This window comes from Marinobacter sp. SS21, from assembly GCF_028369065.1.
In the GTDB taxonomy this organism is placed as follows: Bacteria; Pseudomonadota; Gammaproteobacteria; order Pseudomonadales; family Oleiphilaceae; genus Marinobacter.
The window spans coordinates 54,919-74,742 of sequence record NZ_JAQNDA010000002.1 but is presented as its reverse complement, the minus strand read 5'-3'; the positions used below and the strand labels follow the sequence as shown (position 1 = coordinate 74,742).

At 60.7% G+C, this 19,824-nt stretch carries 20 protein-coding genes; 9 read left to right on the top strand and 11 right to left on the bottom strand.

The genetic code is table 11. The features are described 5' to 3' along the window. Positions 1–3 precede the first annotated feature (3 nt). A complete protein-coding gene (oadA, locus tag N6L25_RS02635; RefSeq protein ID WP_271977545.1) occupies positions 4–1,809 on the top strand; it encodes a sodium-extruding oxaloacetate decarboxylase subunit alpha in 1,806 nt (601 codons plus the stop codon). Positions 1,810–1,859: 50 nt separating this feature from the next. Further along, positions 1,860–2,537 (top strand): carbonic anhydrase, encoded by a 678-nt coding sequence (locus N6L25_RS02630; protein ID WP_271977543.1) that lies wholly within the window; start codon positions 1,860–1,862, stop codon positions 2,535–2,537. 54 nt (positions 2,538–2,591) lie between these two features. Here the strand turns inward: N6L25_RS02630 and N6L25_RS02625 are convergent, their stop codons facing one another. Beyond that, a complete protein-coding gene (locus N6L25_RS02625) occupies positions 2,592–2,930 on the bottom strand; it encodes a hypothetical protein (RefSeq protein WP_271977541.1) in 339 nt (112 codons plus the stop codon). Positions 2,931–3,187: 257 nt separating this feature from the next. On the opposite strand from N6L25_RS02625, the gene N6L25_RS02620 reads away from it, so the two are divergent. Beyond that, the gene (locus N6L25_RS02620) at positions 3,188–4,174 is read left to right on the top strand and encodes a hypothetical protein (protein ID WP_271977540.1); all 987 of its coding nucleotides are present in this window, start codon (positions 3,188–3,190) and stop codon (positions 4,172–4,174) included. 153 nt (positions 4,175–4,327) lie between these two features. Here the strand turns inward: N6L25_RS02620 and N6L25_RS02615 are convergent, their stop codons facing one another. After that, entirely contained in the window at positions 4,328–5,026 is a 699-nt protein-coding gene (locus tag N6L25_RS02615) for a hypothetical protein (protein WP_271977537.1), read from the bottom strand. Between the two features lie 438 nt (positions 5,027–5,464). Here N6L25_RS02615 and katG point away from each other — a divergent pair, with 438 nt between their 5' ends. Continuing rightward, a complete protein-coding gene (gene katG, locus N6L25_RS02610; protein WP_271977535.1) occupies positions 5,465–7,690 on the top strand; it encodes a catalase/peroxidase HPI in 2,226 nt (741 codons plus the stop codon). Between the two features lie 66 nt (positions 7,691–7,756). Here katG and N6L25_RS02605 read toward each other — a convergent pair whose 3' ends face one another. Further along, entirely contained in the window at positions 7,757–8,722 is a 966-nt protein-coding gene (locus tag N6L25_RS02605; RefSeq protein WP_271977533.1) for an MBL fold metallo-hydrolase, read from the bottom strand. A 514-nt stretch (positions 8,723–9,236) separates the two neighbouring features. Between N6L25_RS02605 and N6L25_RS02600 the strand changes: the two genes are divergently transcribed. Continuing rightward, positions 9,237–9,443: a cold-shock protein gene (locus N6L25_RS02600; protein WP_271977531.1), complete on the top strand. Its 207-nt coding sequence runs from the start codon at positions 9,237–9,239 to the stop codon at positions 9,441–9,443. 90 nt (positions 9,444–9,533) lie between these two features. On the opposite strand, the gene N6L25_RS02595 is transcribed toward N6L25_RS02600, so the two are convergent. Beyond that, positions 9,534–9,713, bottom strand: coding sequence for a hypothetical protein (locus N6L25_RS02595; RefSeq protein ID WP_271977529.1), 180 nt, complete (start codon positions 9,711–9,713; stop codon positions 9,534–9,536). Positions 9,714–9,736: 23 nt separating this feature from the next. Beyond that, a complete protein-coding gene (locus tag N6L25_RS02590; RefSeq protein ID WP_271977527.1) occupies positions 9,737–10,060 on the bottom strand; it encodes a hypothetical protein in 324 nt (107 codons plus the stop codon). Between the two features lie 298 nt (positions 10,061–10,358). Between N6L25_RS02590 and N6L25_RS02585 the strand changes: the two genes are divergently transcribed. Continuing rightward, on the top strand, positions 10,359–10,514 hold the full coding sequence (locus N6L25_RS02585; RefSeq protein WP_271977525.1) for a hypothetical protein: 156 nt from the start codon (positions 10,359–10,361) through the stop codon (positions 10,512–10,514). Between the two features lie 89 nt (positions 10,515–10,603). On the opposite strand, the gene N6L25_RS02580 is transcribed toward N6L25_RS02585, so the two are convergent. After that, positions 10,604–12,538 carry a methyl-accepting chemotaxis protein gene (locus tag N6L25_RS02580; protein ID WP_271977523.1) on the bottom strand — a complete coding sequence of 645 codons (1,935 nt, stop codon included), beginning with the start codon at positions 12,536–12,538 and terminating at the stop codon, positions 10,604–10,606. A 353-nt stretch (positions 12,539–12,891) separates the two neighbouring features. On the opposite strand from N6L25_RS02580, the gene N6L25_RS02575 reads away from it, so the two are divergent. Then, positions 12,892–13,380: a DUF6942 family protein gene (locus tag N6L25_RS02575; RefSeq protein ID WP_271977521.1), complete on the top strand. Its 489-nt coding sequence runs from the start codon at positions 12,892–12,894 to the stop codon at positions 13,378–13,380. After that, positions 13,352–13,618 (top strand): globin domain-containing protein, encoded by a 267-nt coding sequence (locus N6L25_RS17680; protein WP_442915200.1) that lies wholly within the window; start codon positions 13,352–13,354, stop codon positions 13,616–13,618. Before N6L25_RS02575 ends, N6L25_RS17680 begins: the two co-directional genes overlap by 29 nt. A gap of 38 nt (positions 13,619–13,656) precedes the next feature. On the opposite strand, the gene N6L25_RS02565 is transcribed toward N6L25_RS17680, so the two are convergent. Further along, on the bottom strand, positions 13,657–14,346 hold the full coding sequence (locus N6L25_RS02565) for an adenosylcobinamide amidohydrolase (protein WP_271977517.1): 690 nt from the start codon (positions 14,344–14,346) through the stop codon (positions 13,657–13,659). Between the two features lie 214 nt (positions 14,347–14,560). On the opposite strand from N6L25_RS02565, the gene N6L25_RS02560 reads away from it, so the two are divergent. Further along, the gene (locus N6L25_RS02560; RefSeq protein WP_271977515.1) at positions 14,561–15,154 is read left to right on the top strand and encodes an exopolysaccharide biosynthesis protein; all 594 of its coding nucleotides are present in this window, start codon (positions 14,561–14,563) and stop codon (positions 15,152–15,154) included. A gap of 73 nt (positions 15,155–15,227) precedes the next feature. On the opposite strand, the gene N6L25_RS02555 is transcribed toward N6L25_RS02560, so the two are convergent. The 4 genes from N6L25_RS02555 to N6L25_RS02540 all read right to left on the bottom strand — a co-directional run bounded on the left by N6L25_RS02555 (position 15,228) and on the right by N6L25_RS02540 (position 19,824). Then, on the bottom strand, positions 15,228–16,322 hold the full coding sequence (locus N6L25_RS02555; protein ID WP_271977513.1) for a malate dehydrogenase: 1,095 nt from the start codon (positions 16,320–16,322) through the stop codon (positions 15,228–15,230). A 130-nt stretch (positions 16,323–16,452) separates the two neighbouring features. Further along, positions 16,453–17,343 (bottom strand): DMT family transporter, encoded by an 891-nt coding sequence (locus tag N6L25_RS02550; RefSeq protein ID WP_271977511.1) that lies wholly within the window; start codon positions 17,341–17,343, stop codon positions 16,453–16,455. Positions 17,344–17,440: 97 nt separating this feature from the next. Continuing rightward, positions 17,441–18,193: a TIGR01458 family HAD-type hydrolase gene (locus N6L25_RS02545; protein ID WP_271977509.1), complete on the bottom strand. Its 753-nt coding sequence runs from the start codon at positions 18,191–18,193 to the stop codon at positions 17,441–17,443. Between the two features lie 200 nt (positions 18,194–18,393). Further along, complete coding sequence (locus tag N6L25_RS02540; protein ID WP_271977508.1) at positions 18,394–19,824, bottom strand: coniferyl aldehyde dehydrogenase; 1,431 nt, start codon at positions 19,822–19,824, stop codon at positions 18,394–18,396.

Genomic DNA, 19,824 nt, shown 5'->3' with positions numbered 1-19,824 from the left:
GATATGAGCACCACCAGAAAAATCGAAGTCACCGACGTCATCCTGCGCGACGCGCACCAGTCGCTGATCGCCACCCGCATGCGCACCGACGACATGCTGCCGATCTGCGACAAGCTCGACCGGGTAGGCTACTGGTCGCTGGAAGTCTGGGGCGGCGCCACCTTCGACGCCTGCGTTCGCTTCCTCAAGGAAGACCCCTGGGAACGGCTGAGACAACTGCGCAAAGCGCTGCCCACTACCCGTCTGCAGATGCTGCTGCGGGGTCAGAACCTGCTGGGCTACCGCCATTACGCCGACGATGTCGTGGAGGCCTTCGTCCAGAAAGCCGCGGACAACGGCATCGACGTGTTCCGGGTGTTTGACGCCCTCAACGACCTGCGCAACATCGAGACCGCGATGAAGGCGGTGAGGAAGGCCGGCAAGCACGCCCAGGGCACCCTCTGCTACACCACCAGCCCGGTCCACACCCCGGCGCTGTTTGTCGAGCAGGCCAAGGCCATGCAAGCCATGGGCGCGGACTCCATCGCCATCAAGGACATGGCTGGGCTGCTGACCCCCTACGCCACCTATGAGCTGGTCAAGGCCATCAAGGCGGAAGTGGCACTGCCGCTGGTGGTGCACAGTCACGCCACCTCCGGCCTGGCGCCCCTGTGCCAACTCAAGGCCATTGAAGCCGGTGCCGACCGCATCGACACCGCGATTTCCTCCTTCGCCAGCGGCACCAGCCATCCGGCCACCGAATCCCAGGTCGCCGCGCTGAAAGGCACCGAGTACGATACCGGTCTGGATTTGACGCTGCTGAGTGACATCGCCGACTACTTCCGGGAGATCCGCAAGAAGTACCACCAGTTCGAAAGTGAATTTACCCGCGAAGACGTGTCGGTGCAGATCAACCAGGTGCCGGGCGGGATGATGTCCAACCTGGCCAACCAGCTCAAAGAGCAGAACGCCCTGGACCGGATTCGCGACGTTTTCGAGGAAATCCCACGAGTGCGGGAAGACCTTGGTTTTCCGCCGCTGGTCACGCCAACCTCGCAAATCGTCGGCACCCAGGCGGTCTACAACGTGCTGGCGGGCCAGCGCTACAAGACCATCACCAACGAGGTAAAACGCTACCTGCAAGGGGGCTACGGCCAGCCACCGGCAGCGGTCAACGCCGAGATCCAGAAAAAGGCCATCGGCAACGAATCCGTCAACGAGGGACGGCCTGCGGACCTGCTCAACCCCGAGCTTGCCAAGTTACGACAAGACATTGGTAGCCTGGCAAAGTGTGAGGAAGATGTGCTTACCTATGCCATGTTCCCGGATTTGGGCCGGGAGTTCCTGCAGCAACGGGCCCAGGGCACCCTGAAGCCGGAGGAACTGTTGCCTGCCGAGCATGGCGGCAAAGACCGTATGGGAACCGCCGTCGCCACTGAGTTCCGCATCGACGTTCACGGCGAAACTTACGAAGTGGCGGTCACCGGCGTGGGGGATTCCGGTGCCGGTAAGCGTAAACTGTACCTGTCCCTGGATGGCATGCCCGAAGAAGTGGTGTTCGAATCCCTCAACGAGTACGTCGCTGACGGCGGCAGTAACCGCAAGCGGGCCAGCGAACCCGGCCATGTCACCACCGCCATGCCGGGCAACGTTGTCGAGGTGGTGGTGGCGGTCGGCGACACCGTGAGCGCCGGCCAGGCGGTGCTGGTCACCGAGGCCATGAAAATGGAAACCGAGGTAAATGCCGGCATCGATGGTACCGTCCAAGCCATTCATGTGACCAAGGGTGACCGGGTTACCCCTGGTGAAGTGTTGATCGAGATTGCCTGACAGACCTATTGCCTGACAGACTTATTGCCTGAAAGACTTAAGGAGAAATCGTGGAACATATCGTTCGTGGCGTGCTGGACTTCCGCAAGAACGTCTACCCTGAGCGCAAAGACCTGTTCGGCGCGCTGGCAGACGGCCAGAGCCCGGAAGTTCTGTTTGTGACCTGTTCGGATTCACGCATCGACCCCAATCTGGTCACCGGCTCCAACCCCGGCGACCTGTTCATCTGCCGTAACGCGGGCAATATCATCCCGCCCCACAGCAATGAAACCGGCGGCATGACCGCCTCCATCGAGTATGCGGTGGCGGTGCTCAAGGTGCGTCATATCATCGTCTGTGGCCACACCGACTGTGGCGCCATCAAGGGCGCGCTGGATGTGGCGGCCCTGAAGGGCCTGCCCCACGTCAAGGAATGGCTTGGCCACTGCCGCTCCGCCATGGAAATCGTGCGGGAGCGTCATGGCATCGCCACCGATGCCTGCCTGGACGGCCAGTACCTCAACGAGGCCATCGAAGAGAACGTACTGCAACAGGTCCAGCACCTGCGCACCCATCCGGTGGTGGCGGCCAAGCTGGCGACCCAGAAGGTCCAAATCCATGGCTGGGTGTACGACATCAAGTCTGGCGACATCCGCTGCTGCGGTCAGAACAGCATGGAATTCAAGAATTTTGACGACTTCTATGCCGAAGAGATCAAACGAGTGACGACGTCAGCAGACGAAAGCTGAACGCCCAAGACCTACGGCGCGAAAGGTGCGGGGGGCGGTATTGCCGGCCCCCGTTCACCGCTCTTGCAGGTGCATCCGATGAAACATCCGATGGATCAGGGGGGCCAACAGGGTTGCCACCGCCAGGAAAAAGACGGCCTCGATGAATAGCCCATAGCCGGCCACGAACCACCGGCTGTGATCCGCCGCCAATTCAACGGGAGGTTCCACCCCGCCCAGCAGCGAGAGCGCATTCAGCGTCGCTTCGCCCAAGCTCAATCCCAATACGTGAAAGCCCACCACGCCAGGCAACAGGCCAAACAGCAGCATCAGGACCGCAATCGCAAAATACCGCGCCATCCGCAGCAGAAAACGGCGGATCGAAAGCAGCTCACTGCTGACATGTTCAAACACGGCCAGTCTCCTTGTCCGCCAGCGTCTGCAAATCAACGGCTCGAGCGCTGCAGCAGGCCCGAGTTCTGAGAGGATTCTAGCGGATCTCATGCTGCAGTGCCGTACGCCGCTCTGGCCCCCTCCAGGACTCAGCCCCCGGGCAACGTGGACACAGCAGCTGGATACCCATTGGCACACATTCAACCCAAGCGGACACGGCAGCCAATGGCACACCCGCCCAGCTATGGTCATCTTTAAAAAAAAGAGGAACTTTCACCATGATGGTACGTTTATTTCTGCTGACCTGCTGGCTTTTCGCCAGTGGCCTGGCCCTGGGCTCCGAGCGCTGGGCACCCTATCCCGACACCTTGACGCCGTTCGAATACAGCGAACAGAACCTGGGCGAGCATTGGCTCGATCTGACCGGCGGCTTTCGCGGCCCTCTGCCCTCGGCCACCAGCTTGAGAGCCGACGCCGAGCGCTGGCCGGAACTGTACGACTATACCCGCTCCCACCTGAAGACCATCGCCAACAGCCATCCCGAGCTGGCCTACCTCACCGAAGGCGATCTGAGCGAGCACTTCGACGCCTACGCCACCGAACTCCGCCGTGCCTGGAGCCTGCTGTTTAACGGCCAATTCCGGCAGGCCCGGGATCTGGGCCTCAGTCTGGGCCCCGCCGGCTATTTCCCCGGCCTTTACGCCCAGGTTCTCTACGCCAGCCTGCTCGGAACCAACCCCGACGAGCGCCAGGCCCTGCTGGAGGAAGTGATCGAGCGGACCCGGGAAATCCTGCCAATGGCGCCGGACCACCCCATGATCCGCTTTGGTAATGCCTATGGTAAGGCCCGCATCCTGGAGGACCTGTCGGCCTCCCGGGCAATGGGCACCGGCTACACCTCGGAGGTGCTGGACACCCTGAACGGACTGCTGGAGGAGAATCCCGATAACGTCTACGCCATGACCCTGATGGCCGGGGTTGAGTCTGGGATCATTGAAAAGGCTGGCTCGATGGTGGCGCGACTCACCTACGGCGCCAAAGCCTCGTCCATGGAACGCCAGTTCGAGCGGGCGCTGGAACTGGCACCGAACTACCCGGGCGTGTACTACGAGTATGCGCGGGCGAAACTGAAGGTGGAAGAAAAAGACGGCGTCGAACCTGCCCTGGTGTTACTCAACCAACTATCGGACAAGTCACCCAACAGCGCCGAGGAAGCCCTGCTGCTGCAGGCAGCCGACCGCCTTCGGCAACGGCTTGAGGACTGACCACTCCAGAGCCTGAGCCCGACTGCGAGCTCAGCGTTGCCTCATGGCGATTGGTTTTCCGACCAGCCAATCGCTCCGTCTTCCTATTTAAACTGAAGCGTCTGGCCCTGAAGCTTCAGGGCCAGACAGCGGCGTCATCGATAACCGCCGGTATCATTCCAGAACGATAAGGCCGCCGTCCTGATTGATGGCCCGAACCGATTCAACCGTCAGGGAACCCTTGCCAACAAGTGCGGCCGCACTGGCACTGCCATTACCACTGCTGCTATCGCTTGAGATAGTCGCTTCCACGGTGATGGTATGGTCGCCGGCATACAGATCGGGCGCGACAAAATTGAAGTGATGGGCCGACATGGTGCTTTGAATCAATTCAATCTCTTCGTCGGTGACTGTACAGTCATCTTCAATGGTGACGGTAAGTGAGTCATCGGTCATCCCATCGCCATCCTGATCGGTGCTAAAGGTGCAGGATTCAATGACGCCACCCAGCACCGCAGTTAGTTCCTGCTCCCGTTGATTAAAAGTGATGGTACCGGGCTCAGCAGCCACCCCATCGACGTAGACGGTGATATCGATCCCCGCCATGGCACTGGCAGAATCTTTATCGCCGTTTTTACCCCTTACCTCTGTCTGGGTATAGAGGCCGGTTTCCAGCGACACACCGATTAACAGCTCTTTTTTATTGGCGGTGTGGATCATTGTATCCATCACCACTGCGGAGCCGTTGGTGGCTTCATTCATCAGGGCGGTTTTGCTCAGGGTGGCGGAAAACTTCGACCCCTGAACAGCCAGAGCGGAAGTAGAAAGCAACGATGCAGCCAGGGCAGGGACGATCACATGAGATAACTTCATAAAAATACCTATCTAATTGTTTTATTCAAACCACCACTCTCCTTCTTGGTTGACTCTTGGTTCCTTCAACATAGGCACCATGCTAACCGCGTTCTGGAACCGGTTCGGTTAATCCCATCACGCCGTGCCTGTGAATATGAACACATTGCAGACATGTTTTTTGCATTATTTTGCATTTCAAAGGACACTGATCCGGAATACGGCCATCACCGTAAACCCCCTAATCCGAAGCTCTCAGCCCCCCCCCAAATCCATGAATGTTTGTTGGCAGGACATTGTCTGGCTGCGGGATTTAACAGAAAACTATGGCGCCGGTTGGAAAAAGCAACTAGCTGTCCCCCGGTCCCGTTGCTAAAAATGTATAGACACAACTTGAGCAGACACAATCGGTGCCGATGACTGCTCTTGATCGCCAACGCAACGAAGCCGGAGTAGACAATGGACAAGACCAACGGCAGTTCCACAGCCAAGTGTCCGATCATGCATGGCTCACCAACCAGCACGGGAAGCACAGGCCCAGGCAACCAGGACTGGTGGCCCAATCAGTTGAACCTCAAGCTACTTCACCAACATTCGCCCCTGTCCAACCCCCTCGCCCCAGAGTTCAACTACGCCGAAGCCTTCAAACAGCTGGATCTGGCTGCGGTGAAACGGGATCTCAGTGCGCTGATGACCGACTCCCAGGACTGGTGGCCGGCGGATTATGGCCACTATGGCCCGCTGATGATCCGCATGGCCTGGCACGCCGCCGGTACCTACCGTATTGGCGATGGACGTGGCGGCGCCAATACCGGCAACCAGCGTTTCGCCCCTCTTAACAGCTGGCCCGACAACGGTAATCTCGACAAGGCACGCCGGCTGCTGTGGCCGATCAAGCAGAAGTATGGCAACCAGCTGTCCTGGGCCGACCTGCTCATCCTGGCCGGCAATGTGGCGCTGGAATCCATGGATTTCAAGACCTTCGGTTTTGGCGGCGGCCGCGAGGACATCTACGAACCGGAAGACGACATTTACTGGGGGGCGGAACGGGAGTGGCTGGCCACCAGCGACAAGGCCAACAGCCGCTATTCCGGCGACCGGGAGCTGGAAAATCCCCTGGCAGCGGTACAGATGGGACTGATCTACGTGAACCCGGAAGGCCCCGATGGCAACCCGGACCCCATCGCCTCCGCCAGGGATGTGCGTGAGACCTTTGCCCGCATGGCGATGGACGACTACGAGACCGTCGCCCTCACCGCCGGCGGTCACACCTTCGGCAAGTGCCACGGCGCTGGCGATCCGGCCAACGTCGGCCCCGAGCCGGAAGCGGCGCCCCTGGAAACCCAGGGCCTCGGCTGGAGCAATAGCTTGGGCAGTGGCAAGGGCGAAGACACCATTACCAGTGGCATCGAAGGCGCCTGGAACTACACGCCTACCCAGTGGGACATGAGTTATCTGGATACCCTGCTGGGCAACGAATGGGAACTGACCAAGAGCCCGGCGGGCGCCCACCAGTGGGTCGCGAAGGGTGACGCGGCCGCAAACTCAGTCCCTGACGCCCACAACCCCAACAAACGCCATGCCCCCATCATGACCACGGCCGATATGGGCTTTCGCGAAGACCCGGCTTACCGCAAGATCGCCGAGCACTTTCACAAGAACCCGGACGAATTCGCCGACGCCTTTGCCCGAGCCTGGTTCAAGCTGACCCACCGGGACATGGGACCCAAGGCCCGTTACCTGGGGCCGGAGGTGCCCACCGAGAATCTGATCTGGCAGGATCCGGTGCCGGCGCTGGACCACGACCTGGCCGACGCCCAGGACCTTGCCGATCTGAAGGGCAAAATTCTGGCCTCCGGGCTGTCCGTGGCCGAGCTGGTGTCCACCGCCTGGGCCTCCGCCTCCACCTTCCGGGGCTCGGACATGCGCGGCGGAGCCAACGGCGCTCGCCTTCGCCTGGCGCCGCAACGAGATTGGGAGGTGAACGAGCCCACTCAGCTGACTAAGGTACTGACAATGCTGGAGGGCATTCAGCAAGCCTTCAACGACGCTCAGTCCGGCAACAAAAAGATCTCCCTGGCCGACCTGATCGTCCTGGGGGGAGCCGCCGCCATCGAGAAAGCCGCCAAGGATGCCGGACACACCATCGACGTGCCCTTTGCACCGGGCCGGACCGATGCCAGCCAGGACCAAACCGACGTTCGCTCGTTCGAGCCGCTGGAACCCCGCGCCGATGGCTTCCGTAACTACACCCAGGCCAGGTTCTCGGTGCCGGAGGAGGAACTGTTGCTGGACCGAGCTCAATTGCTGAAACTGACCGCACCGGAAATGACCGTGCTCATCGGCGGCCTGCGGGTGCTGGGCGCCAATCACGGTACCGCCCAACACGGCGTATTGACCCTGCAGCCAGGTAAATTGACCAACGACTTCTTCGTCAACCTTCTGGACATGGGCACGGCATGGAAACCAACGTCCGGCGATGCCAACCTGTTTGAAGGCCGCGATCGAAAGACCGGGGACCTGAAGTGGACCGGCACCCGAGTGGATCTGGTCTTTGGCTCCAACTCTCAACTGCGGGCTCTGGCCGAGGTCTATGCCCAGGATGATGCCAAAGGAAAATTTGTGTCTGACTTCGTCACCGCCTGGAACAAGGTGATGAATGCCGACCGCTTCGATCTGGCCTGACCTCGCCAGCGCAGCTGGAAAGGAAATAACGCCCACCACAACCCGGACGTTGTTTCCTTTCCTCCACTAACCTGCCCGATGGCGGCTCCGTAACCACACCGCCAGCCCCTGGCTGTTGAGCTGAATATCCATACCCAGCGCGGTCCGAAGCTGCTCTTCGGCCAGGGTACAACCATGGCTCCGTGCCGCCGCCAGCAGATAGTCCGCCATGGCCCGCCTGAGGTTGCCATCGAGCGTGTCATCGTCCGAGCAAGCGGCCACGCCTTCGGCCAGGGCGACGAAATCATCCACCATGATCAACAATTGCTCACCCAGGGGCTGAGGATTATCCAGCCGACCGTAATGGGTCAGGTAGACGCGCTCCGGCGCAAGTGCCAGCAACTTACGGATGGAAGCCTTCAGCGCCGATGGATCGAATTGCACCGGGGTGGTGGTGGGCAGAATAAACGGCCCCTTCGCGGTGGTGAGTACCGGATAGCTCAGGCCAAAGGTATCACCCGTAAATATGCCCCTGGATGCCGGATCATAAACACAGAAGTGATGCCGGGCATGGCCCGGGGTATCGAAGAATACCAGCCGCCGGCTGCCCACTAGGATCTCGTCACCATCCGCCATGGTGCGCACCCGGTCTTCACTCACCGGGATGATGTCGCCATAAATCTCGCCAAACGCCTTTTCACCATAGACCGCCGTCGCACCGGCCTTGAGTTTGGACGGATCGATCATGTGCCGGGCACCCCGAGGGTGCACCAGCAAGGTCGCGCGGGGCAAGGCTTCCATCAGCCCACCCACGCCCCCGGCATGATCGAGATGCACATGGGTGGGAATCACATAGCTGACCTGGTCCCGTCGAATCGCCCGCTCTTCCAGTAGCGCCAGAATTCTTGGCACGGTGTTGTGAGTACCGGTTTCGATCACGGCATATTCATCGCCGCCCTCAAGCAGATAGCAGGCCGCCAGTTCATCGTGAATCATACCGGTATCGATACGGGTGATATGGTGGCCGATGTCTTCGTAAACCTGAACTGCCATAGGGTCGGATTCCTGACGTGAAACGGTATTAGTGGGACGGTATTACAACGCGCTTGGCGCTAACGGCAAGGCTCCCATCAGGTTATCACAGGCAGTGCAACATCCTGACTCGGACCAACAGCGACAGAAACCATCCTGCGACCTGCTACAGCTTCGCTGTGAGCATCGCCTTGGCGAGGGCAATCGAGTCAACCGCCATCAATTGCCGATGCACGTCCATTTCCAAGTCCAGACAGGGCAAACGCTGGGACCAGCGCCACCGGGCCTTTGATCAGGAATAGGAAAGTGCGTGAAAATGCCTACTCAGAAAAGCTTGGCTATTTCCGATTCAAAAGGGTACAGTGGGTGCCGTAGGAAAGAGTTAGCAAAGCAGTTCACGAATAAGACGTTACCAAGTAGTAGTACGCCGTCCTGTTTTTGATTCCGCCTGTTTATTAGTTCCCGCATCCCGTTGGATGGTCATCACAACGATGAACCCCAACAATCTATTTGATTGATTTCAGGAAGTTTAAATATGTCTACTATTACCGGTACTGTTAAGTTCTTCAACGAATCCAAAGGTTTTGGCTTCATCACCCGCGAAGGCGGAGCTGACGTATTCGTTCACTACAGCGCCATTCAAGGCGGTGGATTCAAGACCCTGGCCGAAGGCCAGCAGGTAGAGTTCACTGTAACTGACGGCCAGAAAGGCCCTCAGGCAGAGAACGTTGTCGCGCTGTAAGCCGCAGACAACCCTCTAAAAAAGGCAGCTTCGGCTGCCTTTTTTTATGGCTGCGATCACCTCATCGGCCAGCCAGTATTCAGCGACTCCCTAGCCGAAGTAGTAGCGAATCAACTGCAGGACAATGACGGCCGCCATCAGCGGAAAAATCCACTTCGCCAGCTTGGGGTTGATCCGGCCCCCACCCTTACCGGCGAATTTCTCCAGCAGCGGCACCAGGATAAACAATGCCAAAAACAGGACCGCCAGGATAACAATCAGGGTTTCCATACCTTGCTCCCCAATCGGCCGCCTCAGCCGAAGTAATCCTGCATCCACTCAAACAAGGTCTCAACCGTCACCTCGGCCAGAGGTAGCTGCTGGAAGTCGTTGCCGAACTCATCGTCCAGGGTGACGAACTGGTAAAGCAGGATGCCCGGTTGCGCGTCGTGCAGGATCAGCATGATGCGCCGGCGGGTTCGCAGGCAGTCGATGGTCATGGCGTCGGCGGGAATGCCCGCGTTACGCATACCGCGGCGCACCGCGACCACTGGATTGATGTGCTGATGAACCTGTTGGATCCGGGCGTGGGCATCGCTGGCCATGTCGGACAGGGCTTTCAGGGGATTGTCGGGCATTCGGGGCCGCCTGTTCTTGCTTTGGGTGAGTTCGTTGCCTGGCCTCAGGCAGCAGGGGATGCCAGGAGCTTCGGACTGGCTCCCAGACCAACCGTACCCTCAAAACCGAGTGAACCGCAACTCAAAATCCGAACAAGCACTCAACCAATAGCCAGACCTGCCACCCTGCCGCTCTGCCCATCCTCCGACGAACAATCCGCCACCCGCCTCAAGCCCCTAATTTCAGGGCCTCAGCGCGGAACCTGGCGTGGCACCTGCCCAACGTCGCCGACGCGCAATACCTCGGCCGAGTTCCGAATTGAACCCGAACAAACAGTCGATTTACGCTTTGCGTCAGTTGCACATCACCGGTTTCGCGCTGGCGTTGTTCACCATCTGGTTCCTGGTCAACGCCGGCGGTTGCAGCAGTTACTACCTGGACCAGAACGGTCGCAACTCTGCCGCCTGGCCCTGATCACTCGGCGCGCTGAAGCGCCGGCTGGATGTGTTCCAGCTGGGCGACTACAACGTGGAGTATGGCACCGCCAACGCCCCGATGACGACTTAAGAGCCGAGCAAGCCAACGCCTGCCGGCGCCTGGCCCAGGTTTCCGGGCGCCAGCGGTGCCCTGTCCTGCTGCTCGCCACATCCCTGGGGTTCCAGCGTGAAGTAGTGGATCCGTTCCTGCAGCTCAATCGCCAGGCGGGCGACATCCTCGCTGGCCTGGGTCGACCGGCCGGCGTATTCGCTGTTCTGTTCCGCCGCATCGCGAATGCGGGTGAGGTTCCTGGCAATCTCCTCGGCCACCGAGGTTTGTTGTTCCGCCGCGCTGGCCACCTCTCGGTTCAGTTCATTAATTCGTGCCACCGACTCCAGAATGGTATCCAGCGCCTGCTGCGAGGTACGCGCCTCCTGCAGGCTCTGGTTGGCAGCTTTCTGGCCAGTTTCCATCACCCTCACTGCCGTCTGGGATTCGCTCTGGATACGCTCGATGATGCTGTGGATCTCGTTGGTGGAATCCTGCGTGCGTCGGGCCAGCGACCGGACCTCATCCGCCACCACCGCAAAACCGCGCCCATGCTCCCCCGCCCGGGCCGCCTCGATGGCCGCATTGAGCGCCAGCAGGTTGGTTTGCTCGGAAATGCTCTGGATAACATCAAGCACCTGGGAGATATCCCGGCTGGTTTGCGAGAGTGTCGCAATGACCCCGGCGGCCTGCTCTACGTCTCCCGCCAGCCCCTCAATACCCCGTATGGCCGACTGAACCACCTGGATGCCATCGCTGGCGTTGGTTTCGGCCTGGGCTGCCGCCGTTGCCGCGTGCTCGGTGCTCGCCGCCACTTCCGCCACCGTGGAGTTCATTTCCGTCATCGCACAGGCCACCTGTTCCGTCTCCGCCGTTTGCGCCCGTACCGAGCCACTGGTATCGGCCGCGGCGGCCGAAAGCTGATCGGCCGAGATCGACAACTGGGAGGAGGCGTTGCGAATACCGAGCAAGGTCTGCTGCAGCCGAACCAGGGTTTCATTGAAGCAGCGGGCCAAATCACCAAACTCGTCCCGGCTCTCGCTGTTCAACCGCACCGCCAGATCGCCCGCCGCTATGTCCGCCATCCGCTCCACCATGGCCTGAATGGGCTTACCCACCAGCAAGTGCAGCAGATACAGCAGCAACGCCAGCAGCAGCAAGCCGCCAATGGCCACCACCAGCAACACTTGCGCCACGTCCCAAAGTACCTGACGGCTCAATTCCTGGGGCGAGTACGCAGTGACTATGTCCACCCCCCAGGCCCCATAATGGGTAGTCGCCAGCCGCCAGCCGCTGCCCTCGTCCAAGGCGCGCTGAGCGCTATTTTTATCGGTGTGCGTCGAGGCAATGACAAGCTCTCCCCGGTTATCCCGCACCCCGACGAACCCGCTCTCGAGCAGGCGACGCTCAGCGACTGCCGGCTGCAGGACGCTCAGATCGGCACCGTAGGCCACCATCCAAAGCCCCACTATTCGCCCAGCCGCATCTCGCATCGGCTCGTAGCCGACCACATAGCTCTCACCCAGCACCTCATCCAAACCGTAGTACGCCTCGCCCCGTCGCAAGGCCGCTAATGCCCGACTGGAGGGTTCCAGGACAGGTTCCCGCCCGCGCCGGCCAGGCTCACGGAAAGTGGTGGCGACACTCACAAAACGGTCGCCCTGCCCGGTAAACACCGCCGCTTGCCCACCCATGGCACCAGCCACTCGTACCACCAGCTCGGATGCGGCACCTTCTCCAACACTCTGGCCTTCCCGGCTGAGCAGTTGCAGACTGCGTTGTACCTGCCCAGACAAGTGGGCATCGTTGATTTCCAGCAATCGATTTATTTCTTCCCGGTACATCGCGGCCTGTTCATCGGTACGATCGGTAAGGTGATCGATCGAGGCGCTGGTGTAATAAAAGGCAAACATCAGCGCGATGGCCACAAACGCAGCGGTGACGGAGTATCCAAACTTTTTGGCGAGAGTCATGGTGGTTGATCTTGTTGTTGGGTGATTCAGTTCCCCTCGTTGCCAGGCAGCTCATCGAGGATCCAGTGGGAGTATCACGACACGGGGCTGGGACGACGATGCGCAGCCTGCTCCCCATTAACAAACGCACATCGGCCCAAATGGGTTCCAACCACTTGAAAACATGCCAGTTTGTCAAATATCAGAGAACATCAAATATCCCATAAATCAAGCGCAGACAAGGCCAGATAAACCCCACAATGGGCCACCACAGGTCTGAGCAGGCTCCGCCTTTGGCCCTGGTTTGCAGCGTGCATTCGAACCATGGACAATGGCAAATCGCCGCTCATTTTACCCGTAGGGTCGTCACTCACATGCCCCATTCCGACTGCCTGGGCGCTTCCCAGCCGCGTCTGGCACTGTACCTGCCCCATCGCCCGAATGGGCTCCCGCAACTCGAGGACGATCTCAGCGCCCAGGCCCTGATGGCCACCAATTCCAATCATTGGCGCAAGATCGTATCCCTGCTGGCCAAAATCGTGAGCCCGACTGCCGACGACTGGCGCCAGTTCCGGGACGACCGCCTGTTCCAGCACACGTCGCTGTGCTTTGCCCCGGCGCTATCGAACTGCGCCGACTGGCACTGGATCGGCGGCAAGGATAATCTGCGGCGCTTTGAAGGCTTGATACACCAGGCGCAGCCATTGACGGTCAGCGCCAGCGTTGCCATAGACTTCAACCAACGGCTGCTGCTGACGCCTTACCCGGATTACCGGCAACTCAGCAACGAGGTGGTCGGGCACATCCGCGCGGCCCTGGATCGCCAGGGTTTCTATGACGACACCGCGCGCTGGCAACCCTAAGGAGTCCCCCGAGGCAAGACCCAGAATGGCATTCATGGTCGCTGGGACTAGACAGTACCAGGGACGCACCATGAAAGAGTCCCACGCACACCTGAACATCACCCCGCGCGAGTGGGACCGTATGGTCACCATCTTCAAGGAGATCCTCGCCAAACATAAGCTTCCGGCCACGGAAACCCAGGAACTCCTCGACATTGTCGAGTCCACCAAAGCGGACAACGTGGTTTCGGGCGGTTGACGAACGCCCGCTCGACCGGGGGTGGTGCCGGGCAGGGATCAATGTTCGACCGCGGCCCCTAAACAGTCCCCCAGAGCGCACATCATCAATTGGGCAGCGCGCTCGCCGAGCAGAGTGTGCTTGCCCGCCCAGCGCTCTGCTCTGCCACTGCCGGAGAGAATCACCATGGCATCGGTGCCCGTACCAGTGGCAATGCCACCAGAGGCCGGACTGGTGATGCCTGCGTCCTGAAAAAACGCACACTTGGCTTCGGTCAATACCATCAGTAGCTCCGCCATGGTGGCCGGAGTGAGACTCAGACTCGTGGCGAAGACGGTGTTGATGGTGCCCGCCGGCGGGGCCGACTCGCCGCGCCAGTCCGCCGGATCACCTGCTCGTCTGGCGTTGTCCAGACCGCAGGTCAGCCACAGATGCAGGGATTCCTCGCCAACCCGATCAGAGCAATGGCGCAAAGTGTCCATCGGCGCGGCGGTCATCATACCCACCGTAGTGCCACGCCAGCCCTGCCGATCGGCGTACTGCCGCAGCGTGTCTTCCGGTGGCAGCGGCGTCTGCTCCCCATTAACCCGCAGATTCAGGATCCTGCTCGCTTGGCAGTAGCCGCCGTTCAGCGGCGCGGAACTCAGGCAGGGACGCGGGATTGGCCAGGACAGGCAGATGTGTCGATCACTTCTGCCTGCCTGGATTGAGTTGGCCTCGCTCCGGCTCGGTGAAACTGACTCACGCAATAGGGTTACTCCCGTTTGTTTTCATGGGGGACATTTCATGCCGGATGCCCGGTAATTGCAACCGCAACCGATCCACAGCCGCTCAAGATTTGCGCCCCCCTGTTGACCCGACGCCAACAGTTGGCGGATGCTTTAAACCGTGCACAGCCAGATGTTCCGAGGCAAGAATCGGCGGCGCCACCCGCCGGCTCACTGAAGGGCGGTTGCAGTGCGTATGAGCGAACCCGACGCAGAAATCTCCAGCCTGCATCAATTGCTGGAGCACATCGCCAGCACCGCGCATGAGCGGCGACGGGTGACCCTGGACCTGGTGATTTGCGCCGTGGGTCAGCGCTCGTTCGCGCCACTGTTATTGCTGGTGGGCATCATCCTTTTCTCACCCCTTAGCGGCATCCCAGGGGTACCCACGCTGATGGCGCTACTGGTACTGCTGGTGGCATTGCAACTGCTGCTGGGCCGTCAGCATTTCTGGTTGCCCCAGTGGATGCTGAACCGATCCATTTCGCAGAAGAAATTGCTCAAGGCAATCATCTGGCTGCGCAAGCCGGCGCGGTTTATCGACCGCTGGCTCCGTCCCAGGCTGACGTTCCTGGTTCGGCGCGCGGGCAGCTATGGGATCGCGGCGATTTGCGGGGTGATCGCGCTGGCGCTTCCGGCCATGGAGTTCATCCCCTTCTCGGCCACCATGGCCGGACTGGCCCTGACCGCCTTCGGCCTGGCGCTGATGGCACGGGATGGCCTGCTCGCGGTGATCGCCTTTGTATTCACCGCTCTGTTAGCGATGGTGCTGGTACTGAGCCAGTTTTGACCCCTTGGCCAACGACGACCCAGCACCAGGGCGACGGTGTGCCTGAGCCGCCACGCAAGTTGGCCGAACGGCGTTAGCTCACCCGGTCAGTCTGCAGGTACTGTTCGGGCAACGAGATGCCATCGTCGTATAGGGTGATGCCGGAGCGCAGGCCCACCGACAGGTTATTGTGGGAGGCTTCGGTTTCTTTCGGCAGCAGGTCGGCGACGGTCTTCATTTCGGCAAGCAGTTCCTGCTCCGTTGCGGTCATTTTTTCCCGCGCAAAGTCGCTGATTTCCAGCCCTTGCACAATCTGGTAGCGCCCGTAGTCGCAGCGCACAGGGAACGAATAGAAGATGCCCTTGGCGACACCGTAGCTGCCGTCGCTGACGATCGCCATACTCACCCAGTCCTGCTCGCCGGTGCCATTGATCCAGTCGTGCATATGGTTAATGACCGCCTGGGCGGCGGAGGCCGCACTGGAGCGCCCACGGGCTTCAATGACGGCCGCACCCCGCTTCTGGATCTTGTCGATAAAATGGTCGCGATACCAGCTTTCCTCAACCTGGGATAACGCCAGCTCGCCGTAAATAGTGGCGTGATTGAGATCCGGGAACTGAGTGGAGGAATGGTTGCCCCAGATCGTGATGCGGCGAATGTCCTTGGGGTTGGCGCCGGTATGGTTGGCCAGGATGCCCCGACAGCGGTTGTGATCCAGGCGGGTGAGCGCAGTGAACTGGGCCGGAGACAACTTGGGCGCGTTGCGGCTAGCCACCAGCGCATTGGTGTTGGCGGGGTTGCCGACCACCAGCACCTTGACGTCCCGGTTGGCAAATTCGTTGATCGCCCGGCCCTGGCTGGCAAACACCGGGGCGTTCGCCGCAATCAACTCACTACGTTCCATGCCCGGACCACGGGGTTTGGCGCCGAGCAGCAGGACATAGTGGGCATCCACCACGCCTTCCTCGAAACTGTCGTGCAAGCTGATGGTGTGCAGCAAGGGGAAGGCACAATCCTCCAGTTCCATGGCGATGCCACGCAAGGCGTCCATGGCCCCGGGCACCTCGATCAGCTGCAGGATAACGGGCTGGTCAGGGCCGATCATCTCGCCGGTGGCGATCTTGAACAACAAGGAATAACTGACGCTACCGGCAGCACCGGTGATTGCGATTCTGACGGGACGTTTCATGGATGCCTTCCCTTCCGCGAGTGAGTGGTCTCTGCTTGAACTCTAGCACCGGGTGGTGCCGGCGCAAGGAATCGGCCACGCTGGCCGGTGTCACCGTCTGCCAGACCGTGACGCCGGAACGCTCTCCCCCTCAGGCGGTGGATTTGGGCGCCACCACCAGCGCCACCCCGGTGATGGACAGCACACCACCGAACATGGCCAGCAGGCCCAATCGTTCATCAAAGGCCCAATAGGCCTGCAGCGCGGTAACCGGGGGCACCAGGTAAAACAGGCTGGCCACCTGGTTGGCCGCGCCACGGCGAATCAGCCACATCAGCAACAGGATGGCACCAATCGACACCCCCAGCACGAGCCACGCCATGGACAGCTGCAGTTGCGGATGCCATTCCACCGCCCGACTCTCCCAGCCGAAGGCGCCCACGGCGAAAAACACGGAGGCGGCGGCGTATTGGATGATGGTGCCGGGCACCAGTTCCACATGGGTACCGTGACGTTTCTGATACACGGTTCCAAGGGAAATACCGAACAATGCCAGCAGCGCCCACAGCAGTGTCCAGAGCGGAAAGGCGGCCACCGCATCGGTAACCAGCACCATTTTTTCCAGGATGACCAAACTGACGCCGGCCAATCCCAGCAGCAGCCCGCACCATTGGCGGGCGCCAATGCCCTCCCCCAGGATGGCCACTGCCGCCACTCCGGTGACCACCGGTTGCAAGCCGACTATGAGCGATACCACCCCGGAGGGCATTGCGCCCTGGATGGCGTAGTAGACGCCGCCCAGGTAACAGCCATGAACCAGCAGCCCGGTGACGGCGACATGCCCGGCACCACGCCAGTCCGGCCAGCGCACCTTCAGCCACCACGCCAGCCCGGTCAACAGCGCCAGGGTCAGTAGCATGCGAAGCAGCAACAGGGTGAAGGGCTCGGCGTAAGGCAAGCCAAATTTGGCACCAATAAATCCGGTACTCCAGAGCCAGACGAACAACGCGGGGATCAGGTAGCTGTAGAGCACGGCAGGCATGGCGACTCTTCCGGTGAAAACCTCAAACCTTAGACCGCTTCAGGGCACTACGACAGGCGGCTTTGGTCGTACCTTGGCCCCGGCGAACCACAAGCCATCACAGTCCCAGATGCTCCACCAGGGACGCCAGGGACGATTCCACTCGCGCGCGGCCGCTGACCGTCCGCTCGTCACCCTGTCGGTACTTACCGGTACGGACCAGGCAGGCGTGCAGCCCCGCATCCAGCGCTCCCAGCACATCGGCCTGCACGTCATCCCCCACCATCAGGGTGTCGCAGGCCTGGCCGCCGGCCTCGGCCAATGCCTGTTGGAAAAACAGCGGGGACGGTTTGCCGGCCACCTGGGCACGGACCCCGGCGGCATACTCCAAAGCGCGGACAAACGGGCCGGCATCCAGGTGCAGGCGATCCGCACCCTGGAAATAGCGGTTTTCGCCGATGGCCAGCAAGGGCGCACCGGCCATCAGCAAGGCAAAGGCCTGATCCAGGTAGGCGTAGTTCAGTCGTTCTTCGGCATCGGCCAGCAGCACCGCATCCGGGTTGTGCTGTGCCAGGTCGGCAAATTCCGGTTCGAGCTCCGGATGAATGATCAGTAAGGGGCGGTGATGACGTTCGATCAACCAGCGCCGTGCCGCCTGGGGCGCGGTGAACAGCTCCTCTAAGGCAATCCCAAACCCGAGGCCATGCAATCGCTTCAGTAACGCGGCTGCCGGCTGGCGCGAGGTATTGGTGACGAAACGCAACACCGCCCCAGCGTTACGCAGGCGCTGAACCGCCTGGATCGCGCCGGGAATGGCGGCGTTCCCCTGGTAAAGCACGCCCGAAATATCTAAAAGAACCGTCTTGTACATGATCCGGGCTCCCCCAAAACCAGCGCTTCGGTGGGCGTCCCCGACACGGGTAACGTCACTTCGGGCCGTCACGCTCTTTCTGAGTCTAGCAGCAGGCATTCGACGGCCAAACGTCACGCCGTAAAAATTGGTGCCCATCTTGGCGGCGCCAGAATTGCCGCAGTCTCCCGTGGCTGGTTCCGCCCGGCGCACCAACCGTTCTATCTCCCCAAATACCACCTCAACGCTAATCGCTGGACCAGCCGACCATAAGGGGGATAGAACAGTTGCGTGGGGAACCATCGTCGGCGATGAAAGACCGACTTACCGTGGGACAGGGCGACAAAGCCTTCCTCCCCATGGTAGGAACCCATGCCCGAATTTCCAATACCGCCAAACGGCAGATCATGCTGAAACACGTGCCAGGCCCAATCCCCCACCGTCACACCGCCGCTGTGGGTTTCCCGCAGGAGTCGCGACAGCTCCGCTCCGCCAATTCCCATCGGATATAGCGCCAGCGGCCGCGGGCGCTGCCGGATGTAGCGTATGGCCTCGTCCAGACTGGCGTACTCGATCACCGGCAAGATCGGTCCGAACAACTCCTCACGGGCAATCAGCATGTCATCCCGCACATGGGTGAGCACATGTAACGGCATACGGCGTTGCCGGCTTCCCTCCGGCCCGCAGCGAATCACCTGCGCGCCCTTGGCTTCGGCCTCATCAATTAATGAGTACAGCCGCCTCGCGTGGCGATCGGAGACAATACTGGTGTATTCACTGCTGCCCTCCGTCACCTGGTGCAGCCCCTCAAATGCCGATTTCACCGCGTTGGCAAAGGACTGACCACGGCCCTTTGGTACCAGCACATAGTCCGGTGCCACACACACTTGCCCGGCATTGAAGCTCTTACCGTGCGCAATCCGCAGCGCCGCATCCCGGAGGTCGGCCTGCGGCCCGATGATCGCCGGCGACTTTCCACCCAGTTCCAGGGTGACCGGCACCAGATTTTCTGAGGCCGCCAGCATCACCTGGCGCCCGACTTCCGGCGCTCCGGTAAACACCAGGTGATCAAAGGGCAGCCGGGTAAAGGCCTTGGCGGCCGTCACTTCGCCGCCAAAAACGGCAACCTCATCGTCGCTGAAGCATTCTCGCAACAACGTCTCAAGCACCTGCCGACTGTTGGGTGAAAGCTCGGACACCTTGATCATGGCCCGGTTGCCAGCCGCCAGAGCCGTCACCAGGGGGCCCAAGGTAAGGTACAGCGGGAAGTTCCAGGGCCCAACAATGCCCACCACACCTTTGGGCTGATACTCCACCCAGGCCCGGTTTCCAGTGAACAACAGCTCGGTCTTGCGCCGCCGGGGCTTCATCCAGCGACGCAGTCTTGAAATGGCATGCCTGGCCTGCAATATCGGTCCTAACACCTCAATCTGCAGGGTTTCAAAAGCCGCCCGTCCCTCGAAATCCGCGTCCAACGCTTCGACAATCCGGTGTTTGTTGCGCTGCAACGCCGCAATCAGCGCCTTCAAGGCGGTTACCCGTTGTTGATATTGAGGAAATGGCTGAGCCTGGAACGCCTGCTGCTGGCGCTCAAAAACGGCTTGCATCCGCTCGATTTCCAATGTGTCGGCCGACACGGCTATCTGGTTCAT